Raw genomic sequence first — 26409 nt, 5'->3', positions numbered from 1 at the left:
GTTCACCACCTCGTCACCGCCGCCCGCCGAACTCCCATTCGTGCACCTCGACGCCCGCGTACCGGACCGGATCCAGCACGCCCAGTGCCCGCTCCCGGTCCGAGGCCCGGACCAGCGCCGCCGTACCGACCCAGGTGGCGCCGTCGTCGGACAGCAGCGGACCGAAGGCGACCAGGTCGTCGCGGTCGGTGCCGGGCGGCAGGCCGGGATCGGTGACGGCGCCGTCGGCTGCCCGTACCGGCTCCAGGCCCAGCACCAGATACCGGTCGCCGCCGGTGCGGCCGCCGGGGAACTCCCACATGGTGCGCCCCAGCAGATTGCGCCACCGCCGTAGCAGCACGTCCCGGTACACGCCGGCCTGGTAGTTCGGTTCGTCGAAGGCGAACGCGCGGGCAGCGGCGGGGCCGGGCAGGTCGACGACGTGCACACTCCCGGTCGGCACCTCGCCGCCCACCCCGAACGTCGGCCCCCGGGCGATCAACTCGGCCGCGTAACCGTCCATGTAGGCCCAGTGGTCCTCCACCAGCTCCGCACGCAACGCCGCGGAGCCGGCACGGTCACGGTGGTAACAGAAGAACTCCATGACCACGGAGCCTTCCGCAGGACGGCACACCCCCTCAACACGGTTTCCGCGAGCCGCCGTTCCGGCACAGACCCGGGGCACCGAAAGGCGACGGCGCCCACCCCACGGGCCCCGCCTCCCCCATCCCTCAGTCCCGCCGGATCAACTCCGGATCGATCCGCCGCCCGACGAGCGGCACCGCCCCCAACGCGGCGACACCCATCACACCCAGCGTGCCGACGAGGAGGAGAGGAAGCCCGGCGCCGTCCCAGAAGGTCGCGCCCTGGCAATAGACCAGATACCCGGACTCGGCCATCCGCCCGACGGCCACGGCCAGTAGCAGGCCCACACCCAACGGCAGCAGAACCTGCGTGACCTGCACGGCCCGCAGGGTGCTGCGGCGGGCGCCGAGCAGGGAGAGGGCGGTGACCTGGGGACGGCGTTCGACGGCGCGGTCCGCGGCGGCCACCAGGAAGGCGGCGACGGCGATGACCAGTCCGAGGACCATCGCGACGCCAAGCAGAGTCGCCACGATGGCGGTCTCCTGCAGGGCTTCGACGTTCAGACCAACGGTAGTCGGATCGGCGATCGGGGAGACGCGGCTGATGCCGTCGAGGACTCTGCGAACCGTGTCCGGGTCCGAGGCGCTCACGAGCTTCAAGGTGGCTCCCTCTGGCCGGGCGCCGCTGGGCACCATGGACGGGGGGATGAGAATCGATCCGACGTCGACCGCCCCGAGGGCCGACGAGTCGTGGTACCAGACGGTTTTCCGCGGTGCGGTGAAGGTCGGCCCACGGTGCCCGCCCACCAGTGGGAGGAAAAGTCTCCCGCTGGGATACGGCATCTCGCTCTCGGTCAGTTCGGGATTCCGAAGCCGCAGTGGCTGCCCGTCCACGCACCCACCGAGCAGCGACACCACATCGCGGAGCTGGGCGCATGTGGCCAGGACGAGACTGGGCGACGAGGTTTCTTCTGGAACACCGGGGCCTTCTGGGGCACCGGGGCGGTCCGACGGCACTGTGACGACGTGGGTGTTCGTGCCCGGCAGCCGTACGAGGGACCGCTCCTGGGCCGCGCTGAGTCCCTTGGTGGGCACGTCGATGGTCATGACCGGGGACACCGGCTTGGCTGATTCGTTCATCTGGACGACCGCCCCCTGAGCCAGTGACGCCACATAGACCAGCAGGACCAGGCCGGCGGTCACCCTCAGCACACCGCCCGGCTCGGCCTCGTTGCGTCGCATGGCGAGGCCGAGCGCGAGTGAACGGGTGGACCGGGCCACTCTCCGGGCGAGGAGGCGGCACAGCGGTGGAAGGGCCGCCACCAGGCCGACGCCGATGAGGACTACCGACAACGGAATGAGCACCGTGGGAAGGGACCCGGCCGGTACATGCCCTGTTGCGCCGGCGACGCAGTATCCCGTAGCGATGCCGGACCCCGCGAGCAGCGGAAGGAAGCCCCAGGACGAAGGGGCCTTCGCCACGGCGGCCCTGCGGACGGCGAGCGGATTCGCCGCCGCGTTCCGCGCGCCGGCGCGTCCCACGAACCAGGCGAGGGCCGGGCAGCCGACCAGACATGCCACAAGGGTGGATCCGCACAGCGCGCCGTCATCCGGATACCAGGTGAACCCGGGAAGTCCGATACGAGCGCCGAGTTGGTTCAGGAGCCAGTACTCGCCCAGTCCGAGGAAGGCGCCGATCGCTGCCGCCGCCACTGTCTCGGCGGCGTTCACCCGCTGTACTTCCTTGATGCTCATCCCCAGCAGGCGCAGCGCAGCGAGTCGCCGGGCTCGCTCCGCGCCGGACAGGCGTGCGCACACCGAGAGATAGACGGCAAGCGGCAGCAGAACGATGAAGCCCATCGCATAGCGCAGGTTGTCGACCGCCGAGGGGTCCAGGATGGGCAGCGGTGCTTCTTTCCCGAACCCGGTGAAGTGATAGCCGCCCCGGAGGTCGTCCCTGCTCATGCCCACGTAGGCGAGGAGTTCGTCCGGACGTGCCAGCCCCTGCGGCCCGATCAGTCCGGCCTCTCGCCCGGGCAGGCGCCGGGCCAGCTCCGGTTCCTTGCGCAGCACTTCGTGGAGCGCCGGAGAGACGAAGACCTGTCCGCCGTCCGGTACGGCTTCGAGGCCCGGCGGGGGCGGTACGGCTTTGGTCCCCCGGGCCAGGAACGTACGGGTGAGGGGCCGCGAGCCGTATGAATCGGCACGCTCCAGCGCCAGTGGATACCCGCCCGCGTCAGAGATCGCGTAGTAGTCCAGGGAAGTGGGCTGCCTGGCCGTGATTCGGCCGTCCTGTGCCGCCAGAATGCCGGGAATCGTCAGCACGATGGCCAGACAGCAGACCCCGATCGAGCTGCCGAGGGTCATGAGTGCGAACCGCACCCGGTTCCCTCGCCCGCTGCCGAACAGCAGCCGGAGCCCCAGGAACAGTTCCTTCACCGGCTCGACCGTCCCTGCATGGTCAGCACACCGTCGACCATGGTGTACCGGGTGTCCGCCCTGGCCGCGACATCGGCGTCGTGCGTGACGAGTACGACCGCTGTGCCCTGCGAACGGGCCAGAGTGAGGAACTCCTGCAGAACGGTCTGCGCGTTGACGCTGTCGAGCGCGCCGGTCGGCTCGTCGGCGAAGACCACCGCCGGCCGGTGAACGAGCGCACGGGCCACGGCGATCCGCTGGCTCTGGCCGCCGGAGACCTGCGAAGGCCGCCGCTCACGCAGCTCCGCCAGACCCAGTCGGCCGAGCACGTCGCCGGCTGCGGCCAGCGCCTGCGCCTTGCGCCGCCCTGCCAGCCGAAGCGGCAGGGCGGCGTTCTCCTCCACGGTCAGTTCGGGCAGGAGCTCGCCGTACTGGAAGACGAACCCGAGCCGGTCGCGGCGCAATGCGCTCAGTTCGCTGTCACTGAGGTCGCCCAGCTTCCTTCCCTCCAGACGGACTTCACCACCGTGCAGGGGCAACACCCCGGCCAGGCAGTACAAGAGAGACGACTTTCCCGAACCGCTGGGTCCGGTGATGGCGGCGACCTCGCCCCGCCTGAGCAGGATGTCGGCTTTTCTGACAGCCGGCGAGGAGCCGTAACGGAGTTCGACCCCGCGAGCGACAAGGATTTCGGACACCTTGGATCAGCCGGCCCTAGTGCTCGATGTGGTAGTGGTGCTCGCGCGAACAGGAGTTGACCTTGAACGCGCCCTTGTCGACGCAGACCCCGAGTTCGGCGTCGTCCGTGTACCGCTGCGAGCCTTCCCAGTTGAAGTGGTGCATGTAGACCGTCTTCCGCTGTTCCCCGTAGTAGCGGACCCAGTCGTGCCCTTCGACGCGGACCCGCACGAAGGTGTTGCTGCGGTCGTTCGCGTCGGCGTCCTGCAGGTACCCCGTCCACTCGAAGGAACCGTGGTTCCGCTCGGGCGGGTTGAACTGGTAACGCCCCTGCAGGAGGACGGCACCGTTCGCCCTCGTTTCCTGCAGGCTCTGCCAGGACGAGGCGACAGCCGTCCCCGCCCCCGCGAGAAAGACCCCGGCCGCGACGGCACCCATCACTACCTTCTTCACGCGCTACCTCTCCCAGTACTCCAGCAGGCCCGCTGCCAGCCGGAGTTACAGAAAGTAGCGCCTAGATCACGTGATGAATCCTTCAGTCGCCCAGATCGCCACCACATCAGGTGACCCAAAACCAGACAGCGGCCGAAACGCGCCGAAACGCCCCGTGCGGTTTCGGTCGGACGCGGTGCGCGATCCAGCCGTGCAAGCCCTACGGCCGCAACGCGACCCCGACCGCCACGCCCAGCTTGGTCACGAACTCCGTGCGGTCGGGGACGCGGTGTTTCCAGCCCTCGCCGGCCGCCTGCAGGACCTCGGCGATCTGGTGGGGCGTGACGTCGCCGGCCGGCGTCCGCCCGGAGTCGGCGATCGCCGCCGCGAGCGTGTCGAGGAAGGCGTCCCGGTAGTCGTCGTACATGTCGTGGAGCTGTGCGGTCCCGTGCTCCAGCAGTTCGTCGACGCCCTCGTTGAGGTGGGTGCCGACGTACCGGCCGAGGTTCGCATCGAGCGCGGCCACCAGGCGGGCACCGAGGTCCGCGCCGGGCGCGGCCAGTGCCGTACGGACGTCCGCCAGCGCCCGGTCCAGTTCCTGCCGCATGGTCTCGCGGAACAGCTCCTCCTTGCCGGAGAAGAGGAAGTACAGGCCGGGGCGGGAGATGTCGGCGGCCCGGGCCACGGCGTCCATCGACGTCTTGCGATAGCCGAACGTGGCGAAAACGGTGAGCGCCGCCGCGAGCACCTGCTCGCGGCGCTGGGTGTCCCCTCGGGTCGCGGTCATAGGCACACCATACCGACTGGGCGTGCTATACATGTTTTGTTGATTCTGTTTAGCGGGGGGCCGCAGCACACGAGAGCACGAGAGCACGAGAGAGAGCATCATGAGCAAGACCGTTCTGATCACCGGCGCCTCCACCGGCATGGGAGAGGCGCTCACCTTCGAGTACGCCGCGCGCGGCTGGAACGTGGCGGCCACCATGCGTGACACCGCCAGGGCCAACCCGGCCTTCGCCGGCCTCGGCAACGTCCTGGTCACCCGCCTCGATGTCACCGACCGCGCCGGCATCGAGCAGGCCGTCAAGGCGACCGTCGACCGTTTCGGCGCCGTCGACGCCCTGGTCAACGCGGCCGGCTACGGCCAGGTCGGCGCCGTCGAGGAGATCAGCGCCGACCAGCTGCGCGACCAGCTGGAGACCAACGTGGTGGGCCTGGTCCAGGTGGTCCAGGCCGTCCTCCCGCACATGCGGGAGCGCCGCTCGGGCCACATCCTCAACATCGGCTCCATGGGCGGCCACGTCAGCCTGCCCACGATGGCCGTGTACTGCGCCTCCAAGAGCGCCGTGCAGAACCTGACGGAGGGCCTGGCCCTGGAGCTCGCCCCGCTCGGCATCCACGTCACCCTGGTCGAACCGGCGGGCTTCGACACCGGCTTCGAGGGCAACGCGAAGCTCCCCGCCACCTCCATCCCGGACTACGCGCCCGCCTACGCCACCATGGCCGAGTTCTCCGAGCAGGCGGTGCGCGGCAACCTGGTGAAGTCCATGGCGGCCGTCGCCGACGTGACCGGCACCGACGCGCCCCCGCTGCACCTGGCGGTGGCCACCGCCGGCCTGGAGATGGTGCGCGGCCGTTTCGCCGGGCTGATGGACGAGTACGCCCGCTGGGAGCAGGTCACGGCCGGCACCGACTGACCGGTCGACGGCATGGCCGTGCTGGTCAGAGGACCCGTCGGAGCGCCTCCGGGGTGAGGTCCGCGAGGGTCGGGTAGCCGTCGACGGCCATGATCAGGTCGGCCTCGGCGAGCAGCGCCCGCAGGATGTGGACGAGGCCGGGTTCACCGCCGTGGGCGAGGCCGTACGCGTAGGGACGGCCGACGCCCACGGCGGTGGCGCCCAGTGCGACCGCCTTGATGATGTCGGCTCCCGTCCGGACACCGGAGTCGAACAGGACGGGCAGGCCGTCGGCGGCCTCGACCACCTCCGGCAGCGCGTCGAGGGCGGGCAGGCCGCCGTTGGCCTGGCGGCCGCCGTGGTTGGAGCAGTAGATGCCGTCCACCCCGGCGTCCTTGGCCCGGCGTACGTCCTCGGGGTGGCAGACGCCCTTGAGGATCAGCGGCAGGTCGGTGATCGACCGCAGCCAGGGCAGGTCGTCCCAGGTGAGCGGGTTGCCGAAGATCCCCGCCCAGAGCGCGACGGTGGCCTGCGGGTCGTCCTCCGGGTTCTTGCCGAGACGGGCGCGGAAGACCGGGTCGCTGGTGTAGTTGGCCAGGCAGTTCCCGCGCAGCTGCGGGAAGTTGCTGACGCTCAGGTCACGCGGCCGCCAGCCGGTGATCCAGGTGTCCAGGGTGACCACGATCCCCTTGAACCCGGCCTTCTCGGCCCGGTGCACCAGGCTCTCGGCCAGTTCGCGGTCGGTGGGGGTGTAGAGCTGGAAGAAGCCAGGAGTACCGCCGAACTCGGCGGCCACCTGCTCCAGCGGGTCCACGGTCAGCGTGGAGGCGACCATCGGCACGCCGGTACGGGCGGCGGCGCGGGCGACGGCGAGGTCACCGTGGCCGTCCTGCGCGCACAGCCCGACCACCCCGACCGGGGCCATGAACAGCGGCGAGGGCAGCCGCATCCCGAACAGGTCGACGGACAGATCCCGCTCCGTGGCCCCCACCAGCATGCGCGGCACCAGCCCCCAGCGCTCGAACGCGGCGACGTTGGCCCGCTGCGTCCGCTCGTCGCCGGCCCCGCCCGCGACGTACGAGCGCACCGACGCCGGCAGCGCGGCCTGGGCCAGCGGCTCCAGATCGTCGTACGACATCGGGAACCGCGGCACCACGCCGCGCAGCCCGTCGAGGTAGATCTCGTTCTGGTAGTCGGCGAACGCCATGATCCGGCCCTTCCTCACGACTGCGCCCGCGGGATGCGGGCCCCCTCGAAGTACACAGAAGTACACAATGGGAGAGTGGCGCACGACGGCTTCGAAACGCAGGATTCCGGCTCTGACGGCGGACAGACGCAGGATGCTGCCGCCGTACCGGCCGTACCGGCCATGCTGAGCGAGGACGAGCTGGCGCTGGTCAACGCGCTGCAGCTGAGTCCGCGGGCCTCCTGGACCGAGCTCGGCCGCGCCCTGGGCGTCGACCCGGTCACGGTGGCCCGCCGCTTCCACCGCCTCACCGCGCAGGGCGCGGCCTGGGTCGGCTTCTCCCCCGGCCCGCGCCTGCTGGAGCAGATCTGCGTGGCGTACGTCGTGATCGACTGCGCTCCGGGAACCACGGCCCGGGTCGCCGGGGCCCTGGGCGCCCACCCCCACATGGTGACGATCGAGCGGACGGCCTCGGGCCACGACATCCTCGCCACCGTCGCCACCCGCGACCTGCCGGCTCTGTCCCGCTACACCCTCGACCTGCTCCCCCGCCTGCCGGGCATCACCGCCGTACGGTCCCGGATCGTCACCCACATGTTCACCGAGGGCGGCCGCTGGCGCATCGCCGCCCTGGCTCCGGCCCAACGCGCCCGGCTGACGGCCCCGCCCCCGTCCGCCCGGGCCACCACCACCGCAAGGGCCACCGCCAGGGCCACCGCCGCCGCCCACCGGCAGCTCGCCTCAGTCGACCGTGCCCTCGCCGTCCGCCTCGCCCACGACGGCCGCGCGCCCTACCAGACCCTGGCACGGGACCTCGGCGTCAGCCTGTCCACCGCCAAACGCCGCGTCGAGGCCCTCATCCGCCACGGCCTCCTCCGCTTCCGCTGCGACTTCGCCCGCCCCCTCGGCGGCTGGCCGGTCGCCGTCACCTTCTGGGCCAGGGTGCCGCCCGCGGACCTCCCCGAGATCGGCCAGGCCCTCATCCGCCTCCCCGAGACCCGTAACTGCGCCGCCATCAGCGGCCCCCAGAACCTCATCCTCCAGGCCACCCTGCACTCGGTCAGCGACATCCTGCGCCTGGAGACCCACCTGGCGACGACCCACCCGACCCTGGACATCGCGGACCGGGTCGTCACCCTGCGCCAGGACAAACTCCTCGGCCGCCTGCTCGACGAGCACGGCCGCTCCGTCGGCGTCGTACCGGCGGACCTGTGGGCGGAGCCGGCCCTGTGGCCCCGTGACGGCACCCCGGCTCCTGTCACCGGGCTGCCGTAGAGTGCGCCGTGGTGGGGACGCGACATCCGTTCGAGGGGGAGCCGCCATGGATGCGCCGAACAGGAACCGGACCGGCCCGGTACCGATGAGTCCCGAGCAGATGATCGCGGAGGCGCGGAAGGCGTTCTTCGTGATGTTCGGCCTGCTCGCGGTCGTCTGGCTCGTGCAACTGGCCAACTGGGCCGACCACTACGCCCTCGCACGGGACTACGCGGTGGTCTCCGGCGACGTCGGCACCCTGCCCGACATGCTGGTCGCTCCGCTGCTGCACTGGAGCTGGGCGCACATCGAGAGCAACTCCGGCCCCCTGTTCGTCTTCGGGTTCCTCGCCGCCTACCGAGGGGTGGTGCGGTTCCTCGGACTGACCCTGCTGATCGCGCTGAGCAGCGGCCTGGTGGTCTGGTTCTTCGAGCACGGCAACGTCGCGACGGTCGGCGCCAGCGGCCTGATCTTCGGATACTTCGGTTACGTCGTCGTACGGGGACTCTTCGACCGGCACCTGATCGACACGCTGGTCGGGATCGTCATGGGCGCGTCCTTCGCCTACCTCCTCACCGTGGCCGTCCCCGGCACACCGGGCGTGAGCTGGCTCGGCCACCTCGGCGGGCTGCTCGGGGGCCTGGCCGGAGCCTGGCTCTTCCGCGACCGCCGCGCACCCCGGCCGGCCACCGGCGACATCACTCCCCGGACCCCGCCCGGCGACAACACCCCACAGCCCGGCCCCGGTTCCGGCCCCGGTTCCGATTCCGCACGCGCCGACCTGTACAAGGAACTCGGCGACCTCGGGCTGCTCTGACGGGCCGACCGCACCTGCAAGGGCGATGACGCGTTCATGGAAGCAGCGCGCCGGGCCGAGCACGAGTCCCGGCTGCCCGCCGTTCCCCGCTGTTCCTCGGACCGGCCGGTCCAGGGTCGTGCTCCTCCTCGTCCACGAATATCCGCTGGAGCGGTCGTCCGGCTCTCGTAAGGTCCCGCGCATGGACTGGCAGAAGTGGCACGGCAGTTACGACGCGCCCGAGGGGTGATCCCGAACTTCCGCGCGGTCGAACGTCCAGGCCGGTGTCCCGGCATGCATCACACCCGCCAGTATTGTCACTTTCTGCATTCGACAGTCACTCTGTGTATGGTCTTCTCATGGCCGCCCCCAGTGCCGTCCGCCGCCTCCTGCTCGCCACCGGCTTTCTGGTGCTTGTGCAGGCGGGGGTCGGCCTGGTCATCAATCTCTACGGCCTCTATCCGGCTCGCCATCGGGGCTCTCGGGCGGGGGCCCATCGCATCAGTGCCTACGAAAGCCTCGCCTGGGCGGTCGGACACGGCACCCTCGCCCTCGCCGTGCACGCAGCGCTCGGCCTCACGCTCGTCCTGCTGTCGATCGTCGCGGCAGCGCGCGCCGTGCTGCTCCGGCAGCGCGCGGTCGCCTTCTGGACCGTGCTCGGGGCGCTCCTGGTCAGCGGTGCCGCTGTGTTCGGTGGGAGCTTTCTCGCCAACGGCAAGACCCTCGACTCACTGCTGATGGCCCTGTTCGCACTGAGCGCCGAGGTGTGCTTCCACCTCGCCGTCGACCTTCTGCCTTCCGGGCGGCACGGAGCCGTGGCCACACTCCGTTGAAGTCGTCCGGCACCAGCCATACCCGGCTGCCGGCCCAGCCCCGTACATCGGCGCCTTCCGCTGCCCAGCCGAACAGTTCATACGTCCCGCGCCGAGGCTCCCCGAAGAGGCCGTCCACTGCGTCGCACACGCCCCGGACGTAGCCGTGCTCCGTCTCCGTCAGCGTGTACCGTCCGTGCTCGCGATCTTCCCTGTCCCCACGCACGCTGGTCATCATGCCCGGACCAGGCGCCGCGCGCCGGATCGCGTGCAGCAGAATCCGGGCCCGGAGGCCGTGCGGTCCGGAGGCCGTGCGGTCCGGAGGTAAGTCCGGGCCGTCTCTGGGCGCCCGGGTTCGGGCTCAGCTCTCCTGGTCCCCCACCAGGCCGCAAGCGAAGGGAAACCGCTCCACCGGCCCGGTGTCGGTGTCGCCTGCTCTACTTGAGCCCAGGACACGGCGAACGACGGAGGCCGACATGGGTGTGCTGTACGACTACTTCCACGCAGCGGACCACACCACGGCGGTGAACCAGGCCATCGGACCCGACGGCGACTGGCTCCGCGGGACGTCGCTGGAGGAGACGGGCGCGGACTGGATCGACGCGAAGAGCCTGGACCCGAACGTCGTCCTGGGCCAACTGGTCGCCTACGCCGAGGGCATACCCTTCGCCGATCAGCAGGACGCGCCGGAACTGGTCTGGCCCGAACCGCCGTACCCCGAGGACGAGCCCACCGACCTCGACTCCCCCTGGGGCACGGGCCTGGTCCTCCAGCAACTCCCCGATCATTGGCGGGACATCCTTGCCGCCCTCCCCGAGGACGCCGTCCCGATGGTGGCGGCCCAGTGGTACGAGATCGAGGAGGTCGGCTTCGCGGACTACCTCGATGCCAAGGACACGGTTGGCACGTTCACAGCCCTGGCGTTCCGGGCACGGATGGCGGGCGCCCATCTCTACTGCCGGTGCAGCCTGTGAAGCTGCCCGCCGGAGGGCACAACGAGGGCACAGCGGCTTCAGGCGAGTGCAACGGCAGCCAACGCCGGAAAACGCTATTTAGCCTGGTCAGCGACGCGCCTTGGCAGTCTCCGCAGACGACGCACAGAAGGGCGGCACCCCCGCACAGGGTGCCGCCCCTCTTCTTGCGTGCCGGGGCCGCCGTCCATCGGTCTTGAGGGTCGGGGACGGACGGCGGACCCGGGGTTCAACGGAGGCCCGGCGGCCTCCTGTCGGGAGACGTCAGCGGTGGTCGCTGCCCGCCGACTGCGTTGCCGCGCGGCCCGCCTCCAGGCGGGCCACCGGGATGCGGAACGGGCTGCAGGAGACGTAGTCCAGGCCTACCTCGTGGAAGAAGTGGACCGACTCCGGGTCGCCGCCGTGTTCGCCGCAGACGCCCAGTTTCAGGTCGGGGCGGGTGGCGCGGCCGGCCTTCGCGGCTGCCGCGACCAGGGAGCCGACGCCGTCCCGGTCGATCGTCTCGAAGGGGGAGACGCCGAAGATGCCCTTCTCCAGGTATGCGGTGAAGAAGCTCGCCTCGACGTCGTCGCGGCTGAAGCCCCAGACCGTCTGGGTCAGGTCGTTCGTGCCGAAGGAGAAGAACTCGGCCGCCTCGGCGATCTGGCCGGCCGTCAGGGCCGCCCGCGGGAGTTCGATCATCGTGCCGATGGAGAGTTTGAGGCTGGTGCCCGTCGCCGCCTCCACCTCCGCGATGACCTGGTCGGCCTCCTCGCGGACGATCTCCAGCTCCTGGACCGTGCCGACCAGGGGGATCATGATCTCCGCACGGGGGTCGCCCTTCGCGTTCTTGCGTTCCGCGGCGGCCTCGGCGATGGCGCGGACCTGCATCGTGAACAGGCCGGGGATGACCAGGCCCAGGCGTACCCCGCGCAGGCCCAGCATCGGGTTCTGCTCGTGCAGGCGGTGGACCGCCTGGAGGAGGCGGAGTTCGTTCTCGTGGGGCTCCTGGCGGGACTCGGCGAGGGCCACGCGGACCGAGAGTTCCGTGATGTCCGGGAGGAACTCGTGCAGCGGCGGGTCGAGGAGGCGGACCGTGACCGGGAGGCCGTCCATCGCCGAGAAGAGTTCGACGAAGTCCTTCTTCTGGAGGGGGAGGAGGGCCCGCAGGGACTCCTCCCGGTCTTCCTCCGTGTCGGCCAGGATCAGGCGTTCCACCAGTTCGCGGCGGTCGCCGAGGAACATGTGCTCGGTGCGGCACAGGCCGATGCCCTGGGCGCCGAAGCGGCGGGCGCGCAGGGCGTCCTCGGCGTTGTCGGCGTTGGCCCGGACCCGGAGACGACGCTTGCGGTCCGCGAAGGCCATGATGCGGTGGACCGCCTCGACCAACTCGCCGGCGTCATGGGCACCCGCGTGCATCCGGCCCTCGAAGTACTCGACGACCGGGGAGGGGACCACCGGGACCTCGCCCAGGTAGACCTTGCCGGACGAGCCGTCGATGGAGATGACGTCGCCCTCCTCGACCACGTGGCCGCCGGGGACCGTCATGCGGCGGCGCTTGGTGTCGACCTCCAGGTCCTCCGCGCCGCACACGCACGTCTTGCCCATGCCGCGGGCGACGACGGCCGCGTGGGAGGTCTTGCCGCCGCGGGAGGTGAGGATGCCCTCCGCCGCGATCATGCCGTCCAGGTCGTCGGGGTTGGTCTCACGGCGGACCAGGATGACCTTCTCGCCCGAGCGGGACCACTTCACGGCGGTGTACGAGTCGAAGACGGCCTTGCCGACCGCCGCGCCCGGCGAGGCCGCGATGCCACGGCCGACCGGCTGGGCCTTCGCCTGCTCGTCGAAGCGGGGGAACATCAGCTGGGCGAGCTGGGCGCCCGTCACCCGCTGGAGGGCCTCCGTCTCGTCGATCAGGCCCTGGTCCACCAGCTGGGTCGCGATACGGAAGGCGGCCCCTGCGGTGCGCTTGCCGACGCGGGTCTGGAGCATCCACAGCTGACCGCGCTCGATCGTGAACTCGATGTCGCAGAGGTCCTTGTAGTGGTTCTCCAGCGTCTCCATGATCTGCATCAGCTGGTCGTACGACTTCTTGTCGATGTTCTCCAGCTCGGCCAGCGGGACCGTGTTGCGGATGCCCGCGACCACGTCCTCGCCCTGGGCGTTCTGGAGGTAGTCGCCGTAGACGCCCTGGTGGCCGGAGGCGGGGTCGCGGGTGAAGGCGACGCCGGTGCCGGAGTCCGGGCCGAGGTTGCCGAAGACCATCGAGCAGACGTTGACCGCGGTGCCGAGGTCGCCGGGGATGCGCTCCTGGCGACGGTAGAGCTTGGCCCGGTCGGTGTTCCAGGACTCGAAGACCGCCTTGATGGCGAGGTCCATCTGCTCGCGCGGGTCCTGCGGGAAGTCCCGGCCGGCCTCGGTCTTGACGATCTTCTTGAACCTGGTGACCAGCTTCTTGAGGTCGGCGGCCTCCAGGTCGGTGTCGACGGTGACCTTCTTGGCCTCCTTCGCCGCGTCCAGGGCCTCCTCGAAGAGCTCGCCGTGGACGCCGAGGACCGTCTTGCCGAACATCTGGATGAGGCGGCGGTAGGAGTCCCACGCGAAGCGGTCGTCGCCGGCCTGCTTGGCCAGGCCCTGTACCGACTTGTCGGAGAGGCCGATGTTCAGGACCGTGTCCATCATGCCGGGCATGGAGAACTTGGCGCCGGAGCGGACCGAGACCAGGAGCGGGTCGTCGGCCTGGCCGAGCTTCTTGCCCATCCGCTCTTCGAGGGCGTCGAGGTGCGCACTCACCTCGTCACGCAGTGCCACCGGCTCCTCGCCGCTGTCGAGGTAGACCTTGCAGGCTTCCGTCGTGATCGTGAAGCCCGGGGGAACGGGAAGCCCCAGGTTGGTCATCTCGGCGAGGTTCGCGCCCTTGCCACCCAGGAGGTCCTTGAGGTCCTTGTTTCCCTCGGTGAAGTCGTAAACGAACTTCACACCATGGGGATCTTTGTTTTCCGACACGGGTCTCGACTCCCTCGAGGACTCGGTGGCTGCCCTGACGGCCAGGAACATACCCAGATCGAAGGCGCCTGGGTACGTCTGCTTGCGTGTCATGCGCCCGTAACCAGTCGTCTGCCACCGGATCGAAAGTCAAAGCTTGGCAAGCGAAGACCGGGCGATGTTTTCACTTCTTGAACGCAAGACCGCTCAGTACCGCACCTTTCCGCTCAGGTGAGCGGACATCCTGCACGTTTGATTTCGATCGATGAACGATCAAGGGGTGGCACCCAGTGCCACCCCTTGGAGAATTGCAATCGCCCATGATCCGCTCATCTGAGCGCAACCCTTATCAAGGGTGGCGAGAATCACGCTCCCACAGACCGCCCGAGTTCACCATGCGGACGCGGCGGCGGACACCAGAACCCGCCGGAAACGCGCCGGTCACACGCCCAGCGCCAGCAACCGCTCCTCCGCCCGCTCCGGCGCGTACAGGTGCTCCACGACCAGCGCACCGGCCCCGATCAGCCCGGCCCGCTCCCCCAGCCGTGACGTCACGACGTCCAGATGAGCGGTGGAGCGGGGCAGCGCCCGCTGGTAGAGCAGTTCGCGTACGCCGGTGAGGAACGAGGTGCCCGCCAGGTCGCCCGCGATCATCAGGACGCCCGGGTTGAGAAGGGTCACGACCGTCGCCAGCACGTCGCCGACCTGGCGGCCGGCCTCCCGCGCCAGGGCGGCGGCCTCCGGGTGGCCCGAGGCCAGCAGGTCGCGCACGTCCGAGCCGGAGGAGGCCGGGATCCCCGCCTCCGCGAGCCGCCGGGCCACGGCGCCGCCGCTGGCGACGGCGGCGAGGCAGCCGTACGAACCGCACCGGCACTGCGCCTCCGCGCCCACCCTGATGTGGCCGATGTCCCCGGCGCCGCCGTCGATGCCCCGGTAGATGGAGCCGTCCACCACGACCCCGGCGCCGATACCCGTCGAGACCTTCACGAGGACGAACGCCGAGCAGTCCGGGTATCCCGTGCGCTGCTCCCCGTACGCCAGCAGGTTCGCGTCGTTGTCCACCAGGACCGGGACGGCCGGCGCGCCCGTGTGTTCCGTGAACGCCCTGGCCAGCCGGCCCCTTATGTCGTAGCCGTCCCAGCCCGGCATGATCGGCGGCTGGACCACCCGGCCGGTGTCCGTGTCGACCGGGCCCGGCACCGCGAGGCCGATCCCGCACACCTCCGGCGCGTGGTGGCCCGCCTTCTCCAGCAACTCGGCGAACCAGTGGCCGAGTTCGCCGAGCACGGCGTCCGGGCCGTCCTGGATGACCAGCGTGCCCGAGTGTTCGGCGAGGAGCTCGCCGGTGAGCGAGAGCACGGCGGCGCGGGCGTGGCGGGTCTCCAGGTCGGCGGCGAGGACGACCGCGTGGGAGTCGTCGAACTCGAGGGTGATGGAGGGGCGTCCGCCCAGCGGGGAGTCGACCGGGCCGCCGGCGCCCTCGCGCAGCCAGCCCGCGCGGAACAGGCGGTCCAGGCGGTGGCCGACGGTCGCCCGGGAGAGTCCGGTGGCCTGCTGGAGCGCTCCGCGCGTCACGGCCCGCCCGTTGCGCACCAGTTCGAGCAGATCGCCGGCGCTCGCCTGCCCGCCGCCCCTGCCGGTCCTCCCCGGACGTCCGGTCATGCGCACCCCCTTGTGTTTCTCAAGCTTGCATTACATATTGAGTTTTGCGTGTTAAATAGACGTAACCCTACGGTAGCCACTGCCAAACCCGGCCGGCCGGACGTCTTCGGGGAGTCCCGAGTGGATCGCACTGCCCAGCTCACCACCCATGCGCTCGATCGCGGTATTGCATACGATCCGCCGTCCGCCCGCGCGACCGGAACCGGCACCTCCGGCGCCACGAGCACCGTCGGAAGACGGTCCCTGCACGTCAGGGCCGCACAGGTGCTCGACGACAACTGGACCGGCAGCTCCACCGTGCCCTCCCGGAGCCTGTATCCGCACCAGTGGTCGTGGGACTCGGCGTTCATCGCGATCGGCCTCAGGCACCTCTCGCCGCTGCGCGCGCAGACGGAGCTGGAGACGCTGCTGGCCGCCCAGTGGGGCGACGGGCGGATCCCGCACATCGTGTTCAACCCCTCCGTGCCCCTCGACGCGTACTTCCCGAGCCCCGACTTCTGGCGCTCCTCGACCGCGGGGCGCGCTGCGGGCGCCCCGCGCACCGTACAGACCTCCGGGATCGTGCAGCCACCGGTGCACGCGCTGGCGGCCTGGCTGGTGCACCTCGCCGACCCGGGCCTGTCGCGGGCACGCGGCTTCCTGGCCGGTGTCTACCCGCGGCTCGCCGCCTGGCACCGCTACCTGCTGCACCAACGCGACCTGGGCGGCGGCGGGCTGGCGTCCGTCGTCCACCCCTGGGAGCAGGGCATGGACAACAGCCCCTGCTGGGACGCCCCGCTGGCCCGGGTCGTCCCGGCCCCGGCGCGCTCCTTCCGCCGGGCCGACCTGGACCACGGCGCCGCCGAGGACCGGCCGACGGACCTGGACTACGGGCGGTACGTGCGGCTGGCGGCCGACTACCGGGATGCCTGTTACACCGACCGGACCAGGGACTTCGCCGTCGAGGACCCCGCCTTCAACGCGCTCCTGATCGCCTCCGAGCACGCCCTCGCCCGGATCGCGGGAGAGCTGGGCGCGACCGGCACGGCCCGGCACACGCGGGCGGAGCGGCTCACAGCGGCGCTGGTGGACCGGCTGTGGGACCCGGAGAAGGAGATCTTCCTCTGCCGGGACCTGCGGGGCGGCGAGGACGGCCAGGGCGGCACGCTGATCCCCGAGCGAGGGGTGTCCGGGCTGGTCCCACTGCTCCTGCCCGAGCTGCCGCGGGAGATCGCCGCCGCGCTCGTCCGCACCCTGGACGGCCCGCACTTCGGCACCGGCACCCGCCTGGTGCCCAGCTACGACCTGCTCGGCGAGGCCTTCGACCCGCACCGCTACTGGCGCGGGCCCGCCTGGTTCAACACCGGCTGGCTGCTGGAGCGGGGGCTGCGCGAGCACGGCGAGCGGGAGCGGGCGGACGCGCTCGCCGAGGCGGTCGTACGGACGGCCGACGCGAGCGATTTCGCCGAGTACGTCGACCCGTTCACCGGTGCGGCGTGCGGCGCGACCGGGTTCGGCTGGACGGCGGCGCTCGCGCTGGACCTGCACCACCAGCGGAACGCCGCAGCACACGGCGCACTGCACGAAGAGCCACACAGCGAACGTCAAAATCTGGACAAGAGCTGACAAAACGAGGTGTCTTCGGCGGACACCTCACGTTCGACCCGATGAACAAAGGAGGGAACCGGGGATGACGGACCGGCATCATCTGCTCGTGCACGGCGCGACGTTCGCGGCCGTGGACGACCGTGGCGACATCAGCGGCGTGCGGGGCGGCGGTTCCCCGGACGGGTTATTCGTACGGGACGCCCGGCACCTCAGCCGCTGGCAGCTGACGGTCGACGGGGCGCTGCCCGAGGCGCTCACCCCGGTCGGCGACGGGGACGGCACGCGCTGTGTCCTGGTCCCCCGCGGCGGCCGCCAGGAACCGCCCGCACACACGCTCTTCCGTGAACAGGCCGTCGGCGACGGCTCGTTCGTCGAGTCCCTGCGGGTCACCAGCAACCGCCCGGTGCCGACCACGATCCGGCTCGCGATCACCGCCGACGCCGACTTCACCGACCAGTTCGAACTCCGCGCCGACCACCGCACCTACACCAAGGCCGGCGCCGTCCGCTCCCGTCAGGTCCTCGACGACGGGCTGGAGTTCGGCTACCGCCGGGGCGAGTGGCGGTCCTGTACGACGATCACCGCCGAGCCGGCCCCGGACGGCGTGGAGGAGACCGGGACCGGCGCCCGGCGGATGGTGTGGACGCTGGAACTCGGACCGCACGGCACCACCGAACTGCTGGTACGGGTGATGGCACGCCCGCACGGCGACCGGCGGGCGCTGCGGGTGCCCCGTGACCCGGCCGCGCTGAACGAACAACTCCTCGCGCTGGAGGGTGAGTTCGTTGAAGGCGTGGCCTTCCCGACGGGCTGGCCGGAGCTGGCGGCGGCCTGCGCCCGCGGTCTCTCCGACCTCGCCACCCTCCAGGTGCCGGCCACCGGCCCGGACGGCGAGGAGCTCAAGGTCCCGGCGGCCGGGGCCCCTTGGTTCCTCACCCTGCTCGGCCGCGACGCCCTCCTCACCTCGCTCTTCGCCCTGCCCTACCGCCCGCACCTGGCCGCCGCCACCCTGCCCGCGCTCGCCGCCACCCAGGCCACCGAGACCGGCGCGCACTCCGTGGCCCAGCCGGGGAAGATCGTCCACGAGGTACGGCACGGCGAGCTGGCCCACTTCGGGCAGGTGCCGTACGGGCGTTACTACGGGTCGGTCGACGCGACCCCGCTGTTCCTGATCCTGCTGGGCGCGTACGTCGAGCAGACCGGGGACGCCGAGCTGGCCCGGCGGCTCGAACGCAACGCCCGCGCGGCCGTCGGGTGGATGCTCGACCACGGCGGGCTGACCTCGCGCGGCTACCTCGTCTACCGCGCGGACAAGGGCGGCCTCGCCAACCAGAACTGGAAGGACTCCCCCGGCGCGATCTGCTCCGCCGACGGCAGCCGGCCGCTGGGGACCGTGATGGCCGCGGGAGCGCAGGGGTACGCGTACGACGCGCTGCGCCGGACGGCGTGGCTGGCGCGGACGGTGTGGGCCGACGAGACCTACGCGGCCCTCCTCGAACAGGCCGCCGGTGATCTGCGGGACCGTTTCCAGCAGGACTTCTGGATGCGGGAGGCCGCTTTCCCCGCGCTGGCCCTTGACGGGGAGGGACGGCAGGTCGACGCGCTCGCCTCGGACGCCGGGCACCTGCTGTGGTCCGGGCTGCTGGACAAGGAGTACGGAGAGGTGGTCGGGCGGCGGTTGCTGGAGCCGGACTTCTTCTCGGGCTGGGGGGTGCGGACGCTGGCCGCGGGGCAGGCGGCGTACCACCCGCTGTCGTACCACCGCGGGTCGGTGTGGCCGCATGACAACGCGCTGATCGCGCTGGGGCTGGCGCGGTACGGGCTGCACGACGAGGCCCGGGCCGTGGCGCACGGGCTGGTGGACGCGGCGACGGCGGGCGGCCACCGGCTGCCGGAGGTGCTGGCCGGGTACGGCAGGGACTCACATCCGGAGCCGGTGCCGTATCCGCATGCGTGCGTACGGGAGTCGCGGTCGGCGACGGCTCCGCTGGCACTGCTCACCGCGGTGGGCGGGGCGTGAGGGTCGTGCGTGATGTGCGGGTGCGTGGGGGCTGGTCGCGCCCACGCGGCGGAGCCGCAAATTGACACAGCCCCGCGCCCCTAAAGGGGTGCCTGTCGTCGCCGCATGCTGTGTTTGCCCGGTGTTTGCCGAATAGGCTGAGCACGGGCCTAAAGAGAGCCGTACGGAATTGTGGCGGGTTCGGCCTCCGAGCGCCGGCCCGCCCTCCGTTCCACGGGTCTCGTACGGAAGGACCTCCGGGTTGTCTCAGCACACGAGCATTCGCCAGCCATCGGACACGCCGTCCGGGCCGTCCGAACGCGAAAACCCGCCGGAGGAGTCCGAGGTCCTGAAGTCCGAGCGGAACGAGCGGAACGAGCGGGAAACGGCTTCCGAGGTGCCCGGCACTCCCGAGCCCGCTGCCGATGAAGCCGCACCCGAGGCCGCCACCGAGGCCGAGCCCATAGCCGACGCCGGGACCGAAACCGAGGCAGAGCCCGAGCTCATAGCCACCGAGGCCGAACCCGAGCCCATAGCCGACGACGCCGACCCCGGACCCGCGCCCGAGACCGCCACCGAGACCGAAGCCGCCGTCGAAACCGACCCCGGTGCCGAGGCCGAAGCCACCGCCGAAGGCGGCCCCGCTTCCGCCCCGGAAGGCGCTCCCCGCCCCCGTCGTCGCGGCTGGGCCGCCTGGAGTGGGCGGGTTCGGGAGCGGCGGGAGGGGTGGCGGGACGCGCATCCCACCGCTGCCTCCGTGCTGTCGATCAGTGTCACCGTGCTCTGTGCGGCGCTCGTGATCGCGGCGCTGGTGATGCCGAACACCGTCGTCGAGCTGGGGCCCGCGAAGTTCGTGCGGCTGCCGTCCGAGGGGATCATCGCGGCCGCCGTCGCGCTGGCGCTGCCCCGGCGGCCCCGGATCGTGCTGGCCGCGGTGTTCGGCGTCGTGCTCGGCGCGCTGACCCTGGCCAACGCCCTCGACATGGGGTTCAAGCAGTACCTGGGCCGGAGCTTCAACGCCATCCTGGACTGGAGCCTGCTCGGCGACGCGGAGTCGTATCTCGAGGACACGATGGGCCGGACGGCCACCCTCGCCATCAGCATCGGCGCCGTCGTCCTCGTGCTGCTCGTGTGCGTGGTGCTCGCGCTGGCGACGATCCGGCTGAGCAATCTGCTGGCCCGGCATCCGGGGCGGGCCACCCGGGGCACTCTGATCGCCGGTGTCGTCTGGATCACCTGCTCCTCCTTCGGCGTCCAGCTCGCCGGCGGTGTGCCGCTCGCCGCCGACAGCACCGCGACCACGCTGGAGATCAAGGCCCGGCAGGTGAAGGACACCCTGCACGACGAGGCGGAGTTCCAGAAGGTCGCCAAGGTGGACGCCTTCGGGAACACCCCGCCCGACCAGCTGCTGACCAGCCTGCGCGGCAAGGACGTGGTCTTCACGTTCATCGAGAGCTACGGCCGCAGCGCCATCGAGGACCCGATCGAGGCACCCGGCGTCGACAACACGCTCGCCGTCCGCACCCAGGCGCTCGCGAAGGCCGGCTTCCACGCGAAGAGCGGCTGGCTGACGTCGGCGACCTACGGCGGCAGCAGCTGGCTCGGGCACTCCACGACCATGTCGGGGCTGTGGGTCAGCAACCAGCAGCGCTACCGGACCGTCATGGCCAGCGACCACCTCAGCATCACCAAGGCGTTCCAGAAGACCGGTGCCTTCGACACGGTCGGTGTGATGCCGGGTATCCAGAAGGGCTGGCCGGAGCAGAGCTACTACGGCCTCGACAAGGTCTACAACGCCTTCCAGCTCGGCTACAAGGGACCGAAGTTCAGCTGGTCGACGATGCCCGACCAGTACGCGCTCCAGCAGTTCCAGGACCGGGTGCACAGCAAGAAGCCGGCCGACGGCAAGTCCCGGATGTCGTTCGTGATCCTGACCTCCAGCCACCAGCCGTGGGCGCCGATCCCGAAGATGGTGCCGTGGGACCAGCTGGGCGACGGCTCGATCTTCAACGCCATCCAGAAGGCCGGCAACAAGGCCTCAGACGTCATCGCCGACACCACCAAGTCCCGCCAGGAGTACGGCAAGTCGGTCCAGTACTCGGTGACCGCACTCACCGAGTGGCTGGAGCGCTACGGCAACGACAACACGGTGCTCGTCTTCCTCGGCGACCACCAGCCGATCGCCCGGGTCAGCGGCAACCACGCCAGCCGTGACGTGCCGATCTCGATCGTCGCCAAGGACCCGAAGGTCCTTGACGCGATCGACTCCTGGAACTGGACCGACGGTCTGCGCCCGGCGCACAACGCCCCGGTGTGGAAGATGAGCGCGTTCCGCGACAAGTTCCTGACGGCGTACGGCTCCACGCCGCACCCGAAGACCAACTAGCCGCACCGGCCGCCGTGGGTGCCGGCTCAGCCGCCGGACGTATCCAGTTCCGCGTCCTCGCCGATACCCGCGCAGTCGTACGGGTCCTTCAGCCAGCCGTCCGGCAGCACCACCCGGTTGTTGCCGGACGTACGGCCGCGGGGCCCGTCGGCGCCGGCGGGCCAGGGCTGGTCGAGGTCCAGCTCGTCCAGCCCCGCGCGGAGTTCCGCCAGGGACGAGGTGATGGCGAGGCGCTTGCGCATCTCGCTGCCGACCGCGAAGCCCTTGAGGTACCAGGCGACGTGCTTGCGGAAGTCGACCACGCCCTTGGACTCGTCGCCGAGCCACTCGCCGAGCAGGCCGGCGTGCCGGACCATGATGTCGGCGACCTGCCGGAGAGAGGGCTTCAGGATCTCCTGTTCCCGGCCCTCGAAGGCGGCGACCAGGTCGGCGAAGAGCCACGGCCGCCCCAGGCAGCCGCGTCCCACGACCACTCCGTCGCAGCCCGTCTCCCGCACCATCCTGAGCGCGTCCTCGGCCGACCAGATGTCGCCGTTGCCGAGGACGGGGATCTCCGGGACGTGCTCCTTCAGGCGGGCGACGGCCTCCCAGTCGGCGGTGCCGCCGTAGTGCTGGGCGGCGGTGCGGCCGTGCAGGGCGATCGAGGTGACGCCCTCCTCGACGGCGATCCGGCCGGCGTCGAGGTAGGTGATGTGGTCGTCGTCGATGCCCTTGCGCATCTTCATGGTGACCGGGAGGTCGCCGGCGCCGCTCACCGCCTCGCGCAGGATGGCGCGCAGCAGGTTCCGCTTGTAGGGGAGGGCCGACCCGCCGCCCTTCCTGGTGACCTTCGGGACCGGGCAGCCGAAGTTCAGGTCGATGTGGTCGGCCAGGTCCTCCTCCGCGATCATGCGGACGGCCTTGCCGACGGTGGCCGGGTCGACGCCGTACAACTGGATGGACCGGGGCCGCTCGCTCTCGTCGAAGCGGATCAGCTGCATGGTCTTCTCGTTGCGCTCGACCAGCGCCCGGGTCGTGATCATCTCGCTGACGAACAGCCCTTTGCCCCCACTGGCCCCATCCTTTGCTTCGCCTCCGGCGAAGGCTTCGCCTTCGGCGAAGTGCCGGCACAGGGTCCGGAAGGGCGCGTTGGTGATCCCCGCCATGGGGGCGAGGACGACCGGCGGCCGGACGGTGTGCGGGCCGATCTGGAGGGGCGACGTGGGCTCGGGCATTCCCCCATTGTCCCGTACGGCGCGCGGTGCTCGTCCGGCGTTCGCCGCACCTGTGGACAACCGCCCCACCCGCAGCGTCCGTCACGATCATGTATCACTCATTAGTTAGACGCACTATCGAAATGGGCGTACGATGAGAGCCATGCCCGAGCTGAGCCCCCGCAGACGCATGCTCGTCCTCGCGATCTGCTGCATGAGCCTGCTGATCGTGAGCCTCGACACGACCGCCCTCAATGTCGGACTGCCGTCCATGCAGCGCGAGCTGCACGCATCGACGGCGGGTCTGCAGTGGACGATCGACGCGTACACGCTGGTCCTGGCCTCGCTGCTGATGCTCGCGGGGTCGACGGGCGACCGGGTCGGCCGCAAGAAGGTCTTCATGACGGGCCTGGTCGTCTTCTCGGTCGGCTCGCTGCTCTGCTCCCTGGCGCCGAACCTCGACTCGCTGATCGCGTTCCGCATGGTCCAGGCGGTGGGCGGCTCGATGCTCAACCCCGTGGCCATGTCGATCATCACCAACACCTTCACCGACCCGCGTGAGCGGGCCCGGGCGATCGGGGTGTGGGGTGCGGTGGTCGGCATATCCATGGCCGCCGGCCCGCTGGTCGGCGGCCTGCTGGTGGAGTCCGTGGGCTGGCGGGCGATCTTCTGGGTCAACATCCCGGTGGGCCTCGCGGCCGTGCTGCTGACGCTGCGCTTCGTGCCGGAGTCCCGGGCACCGAAGGCCCGCCGCCCCGACCCGGTCGGCCAGGTCCTGGTGATCGCCCTGTTCGGTTCCCTGACGTACGCGATCATCGAAGCGCCGACGGCGAGCACCGGCACGGTCCTCCCCTTCGCCGCGGTGGCCCTCGCCGCCCTGCTGGGCCTCCTCTGGTACGAGCCGAGGCGCGACGAACCCCTGATCGACCTGCGCTTCTTCCGCTCCGCGCCGTTCAGCGGCGCGACCGTGACCGCCATCAGCGCGTTCGCCTCGCTCGGCGGCTTCCTGTTCCTGTCCACGCTCTACCTGCAGAACGTGCGCGGCCTTGACGCCCTGCACGCGGGCCTGTGGATGCTGCCGATGGCGGTCCCGATGTTCCTGTGCGCCCCGCTGGCGGGCCGCCTGGTCGGCAGCCGGGGCCCGCGCCTGCCACTGGTGATCGCCGGGGTCGCGATGACCGCCAGCGCGGTCCTGTTCGCCGCGTTCGAGGCGGAGACCTCGGACACCACCCTCTTCCTCGGCTACGTCCTGTTCGGCATCGGCTTCGGCTTCGTGAACGCCCCGATCACCAACACGGCGGTGTCGGGCATGCCCAGGACCCAGGCGGGCGTGGCCGCCGCGGTCGCCTCCACCAGCCGCCAGCTGGGCCAGACCCTGGGCGTCGCGGTGATCGGCGCGGTGCTGGCCTCCGGGATCGGCTCGTCGTCGTACGCCGACGAGTTCGTGTCCGCCGCCCGCCCCGGCTGGTGGATCCTCGCGGGCTGCGGCCTCGCGGTCCTGCTCCTCGGCGCCGTCACGAACGGCCGCTGGGCCCGCGCGACCGCCGAGCGCGCCGCGCAGCGGCTGGAGTCACCGGAGATCCGGGAGGCCGTGGGGGCGGCGGAGCGGGTTTGACGGACGCGTACGCTCACGGCTGATCACCACCGGACCGGTGGCACCCGCAGCCGCACCGGCGGATGAGCAGCAGGCCGTTCGAGTGCGGCAGTCTCACGTCGGCGATCTGCCTGCACTCACGGTGCAGGTCCTGGTAGCCGGGCCGCTTCGCCGGCGTGCACTCGGCGGACAGGGTCACCTCGTCGGAAACCGGCGCGCTCATCCGCACCCCCGCCGGAGCACGTCGGCGAGCCGCAGCGCGACGTCCGCGCGTACTCGCCCCAGGTCGATCAGGTTCAGGGCGGGGGAGGCTGTGTCGGCCCCCAGGGACGGCAGGACGATGCCCGCCCCCGCCAGCGCTCCGCGCAGTACGCCGACCGCCTCGACGGCTTCGGACGCGCCGGGCTTCTGTGCAGTGGTCATGAACTCAGCGTCGGCTTGCGGGAGTTCCGGGCGACAGCGGATATTCGCCGTTATTCTCACATGGCAGTGACTTATGCACGGACATTCTCATGCGGCGGCACTTGAGTCGTAGCAGGCGAGCAAACGATGACGCAAAGCTGGTGAAGACCCGAGGGCACTACGTGATCCACACCTGACAAAAGGGGCCTGATCATGAGGCGATTGCGCTTCAACGGCACGGGCAGCGGCGAGGGCGGCTGCCCGTCCGTGCACGAGGACGCGGACAGCGGCGAGATCATCGTTCACGGGCCGCCGCTCACCGACCCCGAGGACATCGCACAGCTGCGGCACCTGAGCGAGGGAGAAGTTCCGATCGTCGTACCTCGCGAACTCGTCGCGGACTGGGGGCCCAAGGACGTGACGCGCAACGCGAGGATCATCGACCTGGACGCGTTCGGACAGCTCTTCGAGCGGTTCGAGCACAGCGCCTGGCGGTTGGAGACCCGGCGCCGGTACGCCTCCGACGAGGCGACCGACACATGGGCACAGTTCGTCCGGGGTGAAACGCCGACCTGGGATCTGAGCAGCCCGTATTCCGTGACGATCCGCGGGAAGACCACGGGCGGCGCACGAGTCGGACGCGTGCGCCTCGTCGACGACCCCGCCACCCAGGGGCAGCGCTACCTGCTCGCGTACGCGGAGAAGAACACCGCTCTGGGCGAGGACATCCGCAATCTCTCGCGCACCGAGGCGGATCGCCTGCATCTCCCGACCGAGGACTTCTGGCTCTTCGACTCCCGGCTGGTGGCGCTTCTCAACTTCACCGACGATGACGAACTGGTCGACGTCGAGCTGATCACCGAACCGGCCGAGGTGGTCAGGTACGCCATGGTCCGGGACGCGGCCATGCACCACGCTGTCCCGTACCGGGATTTCCTGGCCGGCATGAGCACCAGGGAGCAGTGACAGGACCGGTGAGCACCGACTTCCAGCAGGCCCGCGCGGCGCTTGGTGAGCGTCTGCGAGAGCTGCGCGAGTCCGCCCCCGGCGGTCGGCTCACCGGCACCGTCCTCGCCCAGCGGCTGGGCTGGCCCCAGTCGAAGATCAGCAAGCTGGAGAACGGCAAGCAGACGGCCACCGCCGACGAGCTCCGGGCCTGGGCCGAGGCCACCGGCCGGCCCGAGGCGGACGGGGAACTCCTAGCCCGCCTCCGGGGGCTCGAGTCCCACATCCGCAGTTGGCGGCGCCAGCTCGCCGCCGGCCACAAGGCGGTCCAGGACGCGCACAACGAGGCTCAGGCGCGGGCGGCGGTGCTCCACGCCTGGGAGTCGTCGTGGATCGTCGGCGTGCTCCAGACGCCCGACTATGCGCGGGCGATTCTCACCCGATTCACCGAACTGCACGGCTCGGTACGGGACATCGAGGCGGCCGTGCGCTCCCGGATGAAGCGTCAGGAGGGGCTCTACAGCGCGGGCCGGAGGTATCACATCCTCCTCTGGGAGCCCGTGCTCAGCGCGTTGGTCTGCCCGCCTTCTGTGCTCGCCGCACAACTCGACCGGCTCGCCGGCGTGATCGGCCTGGACACCGTCGAGCTCGGAATAGTACCGATCGGCGCCACTCTGAAGATCCCGCCCGGCGGCGGCTTCTGGATCTACGACGAGCAACAGGTCGTCGTAGAGAACTGGCATGCCGAGCTCTGGCTCGACGACGCCGACAGCGTCGCGACCCACTTCAAGGTCTGGCGCACCCTGCGGGAGTCGGCCGTCTTCGGCGCGGACGCCCAGAACCTCGTCAACCGGGCCCGCCGGACCCTCGACCGCGCCTGACACGCGGGAA

Annotated in this window: 22 protein-coding genes and 1 pseudogene; 11 read left to right on the top strand and 12 right to left on the bottom strand. The window is 70.7% G+C overall.

Annotated elements, in window-relative coordinates:
- Positions 1-13: 13 nt before the first annotated feature.
- The 5 genes from ACFWPS_RS02665 to ACFWPS_RS02645 all read right to left on the bottom strand — a co-directional run bounded on the left by ACFWPS_RS02665 (position 14) and on the right by ACFWPS_RS02645 (position 4878).
- A complete protein-coding gene (locus ACFWPS_RS02665; protein WP_383700086.1) occupies positions 14-583 on the bottom strand; it encodes a YciI family protein in 570 nt (189 codons plus the stop codon).
- A gap of 127 nt (positions 584-710) precedes the next feature.
- Positions 711-3002 carry an ABC transporter permease gene (locus ACFWPS_RS02660; protein ID WP_383700084.1) on the bottom strand — a complete coding sequence of 764 codons (2292 nt, stop codon included), beginning with the start codon at positions 3000-3002 and terminating at the stop codon, positions 711-713.
- Positions 2999-3679 carry an ABC transporter ATP-binding protein gene (locus ACFWPS_RS02655; protein WP_383700082.1) on the bottom strand — a complete coding sequence of 227 codons (681 nt, stop codon included), beginning with the start codon at positions 3677-3679 and terminating at the stop codon, positions 2999-3001. Before ACFWPS_RS02655 ends, ACFWPS_RS02660 begins: the two co-directional genes overlap by 4 nt.
- A gap of 16 nt (positions 3680-3695) precedes the next feature.
- Complete coding sequence (locus ACFWPS_RS02650) at positions 3696-4112, bottom strand: hypothetical protein (RefSeq protein ID WP_383700080.1); 417 nt, start codon at positions 4110-4112, stop codon at positions 3696-3698.
- Between the two features lie 199 nt (positions 4113-4311).
- Positions 4312-4878, bottom strand: coding sequence for a TetR/AcrR family transcriptional regulator (locus tag ACFWPS_RS02645; RefSeq protein ID WP_383700078.1), 567 nt, complete (start codon positions 4876-4878; stop codon positions 4312-4314).
- A gap of 100 nt (positions 4879-4978) precedes the next feature.
- Between ACFWPS_RS02645 and ACFWPS_RS02640 the strand changes: the two genes are divergently transcribed.
- A complete protein-coding gene (locus ACFWPS_RS02640) occupies positions 4979-5788 on the top strand; it encodes an SDR family NAD(P)-dependent oxidoreductase (protein WP_383700075.1) in 810 nt (269 codons plus the stop codon).
- 25 nt (positions 5789-5813) lie between these two features.
- Here ACFWPS_RS02640 and ACFWPS_RS02635 read toward each other — a convergent pair whose 3' ends face one another.
- Positions 5814-6974 carry a lactate 2-monooxygenase gene (locus ACFWPS_RS02635; protein WP_383700073.1) on the bottom strand — a complete coding sequence of 387 codons (1161 nt, stop codon included), beginning with the start codon at positions 6972-6974 and terminating at the stop codon, positions 5814-5816.
- 75 nt (positions 6975-7049) lie between these two features.
- Here ACFWPS_RS02635 and ACFWPS_RS02630 point away from each other — a divergent pair, with 75 nt between their 5' ends.
- The 3 genes from ACFWPS_RS02630 to ACFWPS_RS02620 all read left to right on the top strand — a co-directional run bounded on the left by ACFWPS_RS02630 (position 7050) and on the right by ACFWPS_RS02620 (position 9836).
- Positions 7050-8228: an Lrp/AsnC family transcriptional regulator gene (locus tag ACFWPS_RS02630; protein WP_383700071.1), complete on the top strand. Its 1179-nt coding sequence runs from the start codon at positions 7050-7052 to the stop codon at positions 8226-8228.
- Positions 8229-8274: 46 nt separating this feature from the next.
- A complete protein-coding gene (locus tag ACFWPS_RS02625) occupies positions 8275-9024 on the top strand; it encodes a rhomboid family intramembrane serine protease (protein WP_383700069.1) in 750 nt (249 codons plus the stop codon).
- Positions 9025-9362: 338 nt separating this feature from the next.
- Positions 9363-9836, top strand: a complete 474-nt coding sequence (locus ACFWPS_RS02620) for a hypothetical protein (RefSeq protein WP_383700440.1) — start codon at positions 9363-9365, stop codon at positions 9834-9836.
- Position 9837: 1 nt separating this feature from the next.
- On the opposite strand, the pseudogene ACFWPS_RS02615 reads toward ACFWPS_RS02620, so the two are convergent.
- A pseudogene (locus ACFWPS_RS02615) lies at positions 9838-10053 on the bottom strand (hypothetical protein); the annotation flags it as partial.
- A 238-nt stretch (positions 10054-10291) separates the two neighbouring features.
- Between ACFWPS_RS02615 and ACFWPS_RS02610 the strand changes: the two are divergent.
- Entirely contained in the window at positions 10292-10789 is a 498-nt protein-coding gene (locus ACFWPS_RS02610; RefSeq protein WP_383700067.1) for a hypothetical protein, read from the top strand.
- A 261-nt stretch (positions 10790-11050) separates the two neighbouring features.
- On the opposite strand, the gene ppdK is transcribed toward ACFWPS_RS02610, so the two are convergent.
- Both ppdK and ACFWPS_RS02600 read right to left on the bottom strand, forming a co-directional pair.
- Positions 11051-13771: a pyruvate, phosphate dikinase gene (ppdK, locus tag ACFWPS_RS02605; protein WP_383700065.1), complete on the bottom strand. Its 2721-nt coding sequence runs from the start codon at positions 13769-13771 to the stop codon at positions 11051-11053.
- Between the two features lie 420 nt (positions 13772-14191).
- Positions 14192-15412 (bottom strand): ROK family protein, encoded by a 1221-nt coding sequence (locus ACFWPS_RS02600; RefSeq protein WP_383700063.1) that lies wholly within the window; start codon positions 15410-15412, stop codon positions 14192-14194.
- Positions 15413-15532: 120 nt separating this feature from the next.
- Here ACFWPS_RS02600 and ACFWPS_RS02595 point away from each other — a divergent pair, with 120 nt between their 5' ends.
- From ACFWPS_RS02595 to ACFWPS_RS02585, 3 genes are all read left to right on the top strand, one after another.
- Positions 15533-17017: a trehalase family glycosidase gene (locus ACFWPS_RS02595; RefSeq protein ID WP_383700060.1), complete on the top strand. Its 1485-nt coding sequence runs from the start codon at positions 15533-15535 to the stop codon at positions 17015-17017.
- 64 nt (positions 17018-17081) lie between these two features.
- Complete coding sequence (locus ACFWPS_RS02590) at positions 17082-19019, top strand: glycogen debranching N-terminal domain-containing protein (RefSeq protein WP_383700058.1); 1938 nt, start codon at positions 17082-17084, stop codon at positions 19017-19019.
- A gap of 793 nt (positions 19020-19812) precedes the next feature.
- Positions 19813-21384 (top strand): sulfatase-like hydrolase/transferase, encoded by a 1572-nt coding sequence (locus ACFWPS_RS02585; RefSeq protein ID WP_383700428.1) that lies wholly within the window; start codon positions 19813-19815, stop codon positions 21382-21384.
- 26 nt (positions 21385-21410) lie between these two features.
- Here ACFWPS_RS02585 and dusB read toward each other — a convergent pair whose 3' ends face one another.
- The gene (dusB, locus tag ACFWPS_RS02580) at positions 21411-22598 is read right to left on the bottom strand and encodes a tRNA dihydrouridine synthase DusB (protein WP_383700056.1); all 1188 of its coding nucleotides are present in this window, start codon (positions 22596-22598) and stop codon (positions 21411-21413) included.
- Between the two features lie 142 nt (positions 22599-22740).
- On the opposite strand from dusB, the gene ACFWPS_RS02575 reads away from it, so the two are divergent.
- Entirely contained in the window at positions 22741-24192 is a 1452-nt protein-coding gene (locus ACFWPS_RS02575; RefSeq protein WP_383700054.1) for an MFS transporter, read from the top strand.
- Between the two features lie 13 nt (positions 24193-24205).
- Here ACFWPS_RS02575 and ACFWPS_RS02570 read toward each other — a convergent pair whose 3' ends face one another.
- Complete coding sequence (locus ACFWPS_RS02570) at positions 24206-24394, bottom strand: hypothetical protein (RefSeq protein ID WP_383700052.1); 189 nt, start codon at positions 24392-24394, stop codon at positions 24206-24208.
- The gene (locus ACFWPS_RS02565; protein ID WP_383700050.1) at positions 24391-24594 is read right to left on the bottom strand and encodes a hypothetical protein; all 204 of its coding nucleotides are present in this window, start codon (positions 24592-24594) and stop codon (positions 24391-24393) included. The genes ACFWPS_RS02570 and ACFWPS_RS02565 overlap by 4 nt, the downstream gene beginning before the upstream one ends.
- Positions 24595-24783: 189 nt before the next feature.
- Between ACFWPS_RS02565 and ACFWPS_RS02560 the strand changes: the two genes are divergently transcribed.
- Together ACFWPS_RS02560 and ACFWPS_RS02555 are read left to right on the top strand one after the other, a co-directional pair.
- On the top strand, positions 24784-25539 hold the full coding sequence (locus ACFWPS_RS02560) for a DUF6879 family protein (protein ID WP_383700426.1): 756 nt from the start codon (positions 24784-24786) through the stop codon (positions 25537-25539).
- A gap of 8 nt (positions 25540-25547) precedes the next feature.
- Positions 25548-26399: a helix-turn-helix domain-containing protein gene (locus ACFWPS_RS02555; protein WP_383700048.1), complete on the top strand. Its 852-nt coding sequence runs from the start codon at positions 25548-25550 to the stop codon at positions 26397-26399.
- Positions 26400-26409 lie beyond the last annotated feature (10 nt).

Source organism: Streptomyces sp. NPDC058457 (assembly GCF_042720695.1).
GTDB lineage: Bacteria > Actinomycetota > Actinomycetes > Streptomycetales > Streptomycetaceae > Streptomyces.
This window is presented reverse-complemented; position numbering and strand designations above follow the sequence as displayed.

Excerpts from the sequence above, each read along its gene's own strand:
- ACFWPS_RS02640 (WP_383700075.1), top strand. The coding sequence starts at position 4,979 with ATGAGCAAGACCGTTCTGATCACCGGCGCCTCCACCGGCATGGGAGAG.
- ACFWPS_RS02575 (WP_383700054.1), top strand. The coding sequence starts at position 22,741 with ATGCCCGAGCTGAGCCCCCGCAGACGCATGCTCGTCCTCGCGATCTGC.
- ACFWPS_RS02590 (WP_383700058.1), top strand. The coding sequence starts at position 17,082 with ATGACGGACCGGCATCATCTGCTCGTGCACGGCGCGACGTTCGCGGCC.
- ACFWPS_RS02610 (WP_383700067.1), top strand. The coding sequence starts at position 10,292 with ATGGGTGTGCTGTACGACTACTTCCACGCAGCGGACCACACCACGGCG.
- ACFWPS_RS02635 (WP_383700073.1), bottom strand. The coding sequence starts at position 6,974 with ATGGCGTTCGCCGACTACCAGAACGAGATCTACCTCGACGGGCTGCGC.
- ACFWPS_RS02570 (WP_383700052.1), bottom strand. The coding sequence starts at position 24,394 with ATGAGCGCGCCGGTTTCCGACGAGGTGACCCTGTCCGCCGAGTGCACG.
- ACFWPS_RS02585 (WP_383700428.1), top strand. The coding sequence starts at position 19,813 with ATGCCGAACACCGTCGTCGAGCTGGGGCCCGCGAAGTTCGTGCGGCTG.
- ACFWPS_RS02645 (WP_383700078.1), bottom strand. The coding sequence starts at position 4,878 with ATGACCGCGACCCGAGGGGACACCCAGCGCCGCGAGCAGGTGCTCGCG.
- ACFWPS_RS02620 (WP_383700440.1), top strand. The coding sequence starts at position 9,363 with ATGGCCGCCCCCAGTGCCGTCCGCCGCCTCCTGCTCGCCACCGGCTTT.
- ACFWPS_RS02665 (WP_383700086.1), bottom strand. The coding sequence starts at position 583 with ATGGAGTTCTTCTGTTACCACCGTGACCGTGCCGGCTCCGCGGCGTTG.
- ACFWPS_RS02565 (WP_383700050.1), bottom strand. The coding sequence starts at position 24,594 with ATGACCACTGCACAGAAGCCCGGCGCGTCCGAAGCCGTCGAGGCGGTC.
- ACFWPS_RS02600 (WP_383700063.1), bottom strand. The coding sequence starts at position 15,412 with ATGACCGGACGTCCGGGGAGGACCGGCAGGGGCGGCGGGCAGGCGAGC.
- ACFWPS_RS02625 (WP_383700069.1), top strand. The coding sequence starts at position 8,275 with ATGGATGCGCCGAACAGGAACCGGACCGGCCCGGTACCGATGAGTCCC.
- dusB (WP_383700056.1), bottom strand. The coding sequence starts at position 22,598 with ATGCCCGAGCCCACGTCGCCCCTCCAGATCGGCCCGCACACCGTCCGG.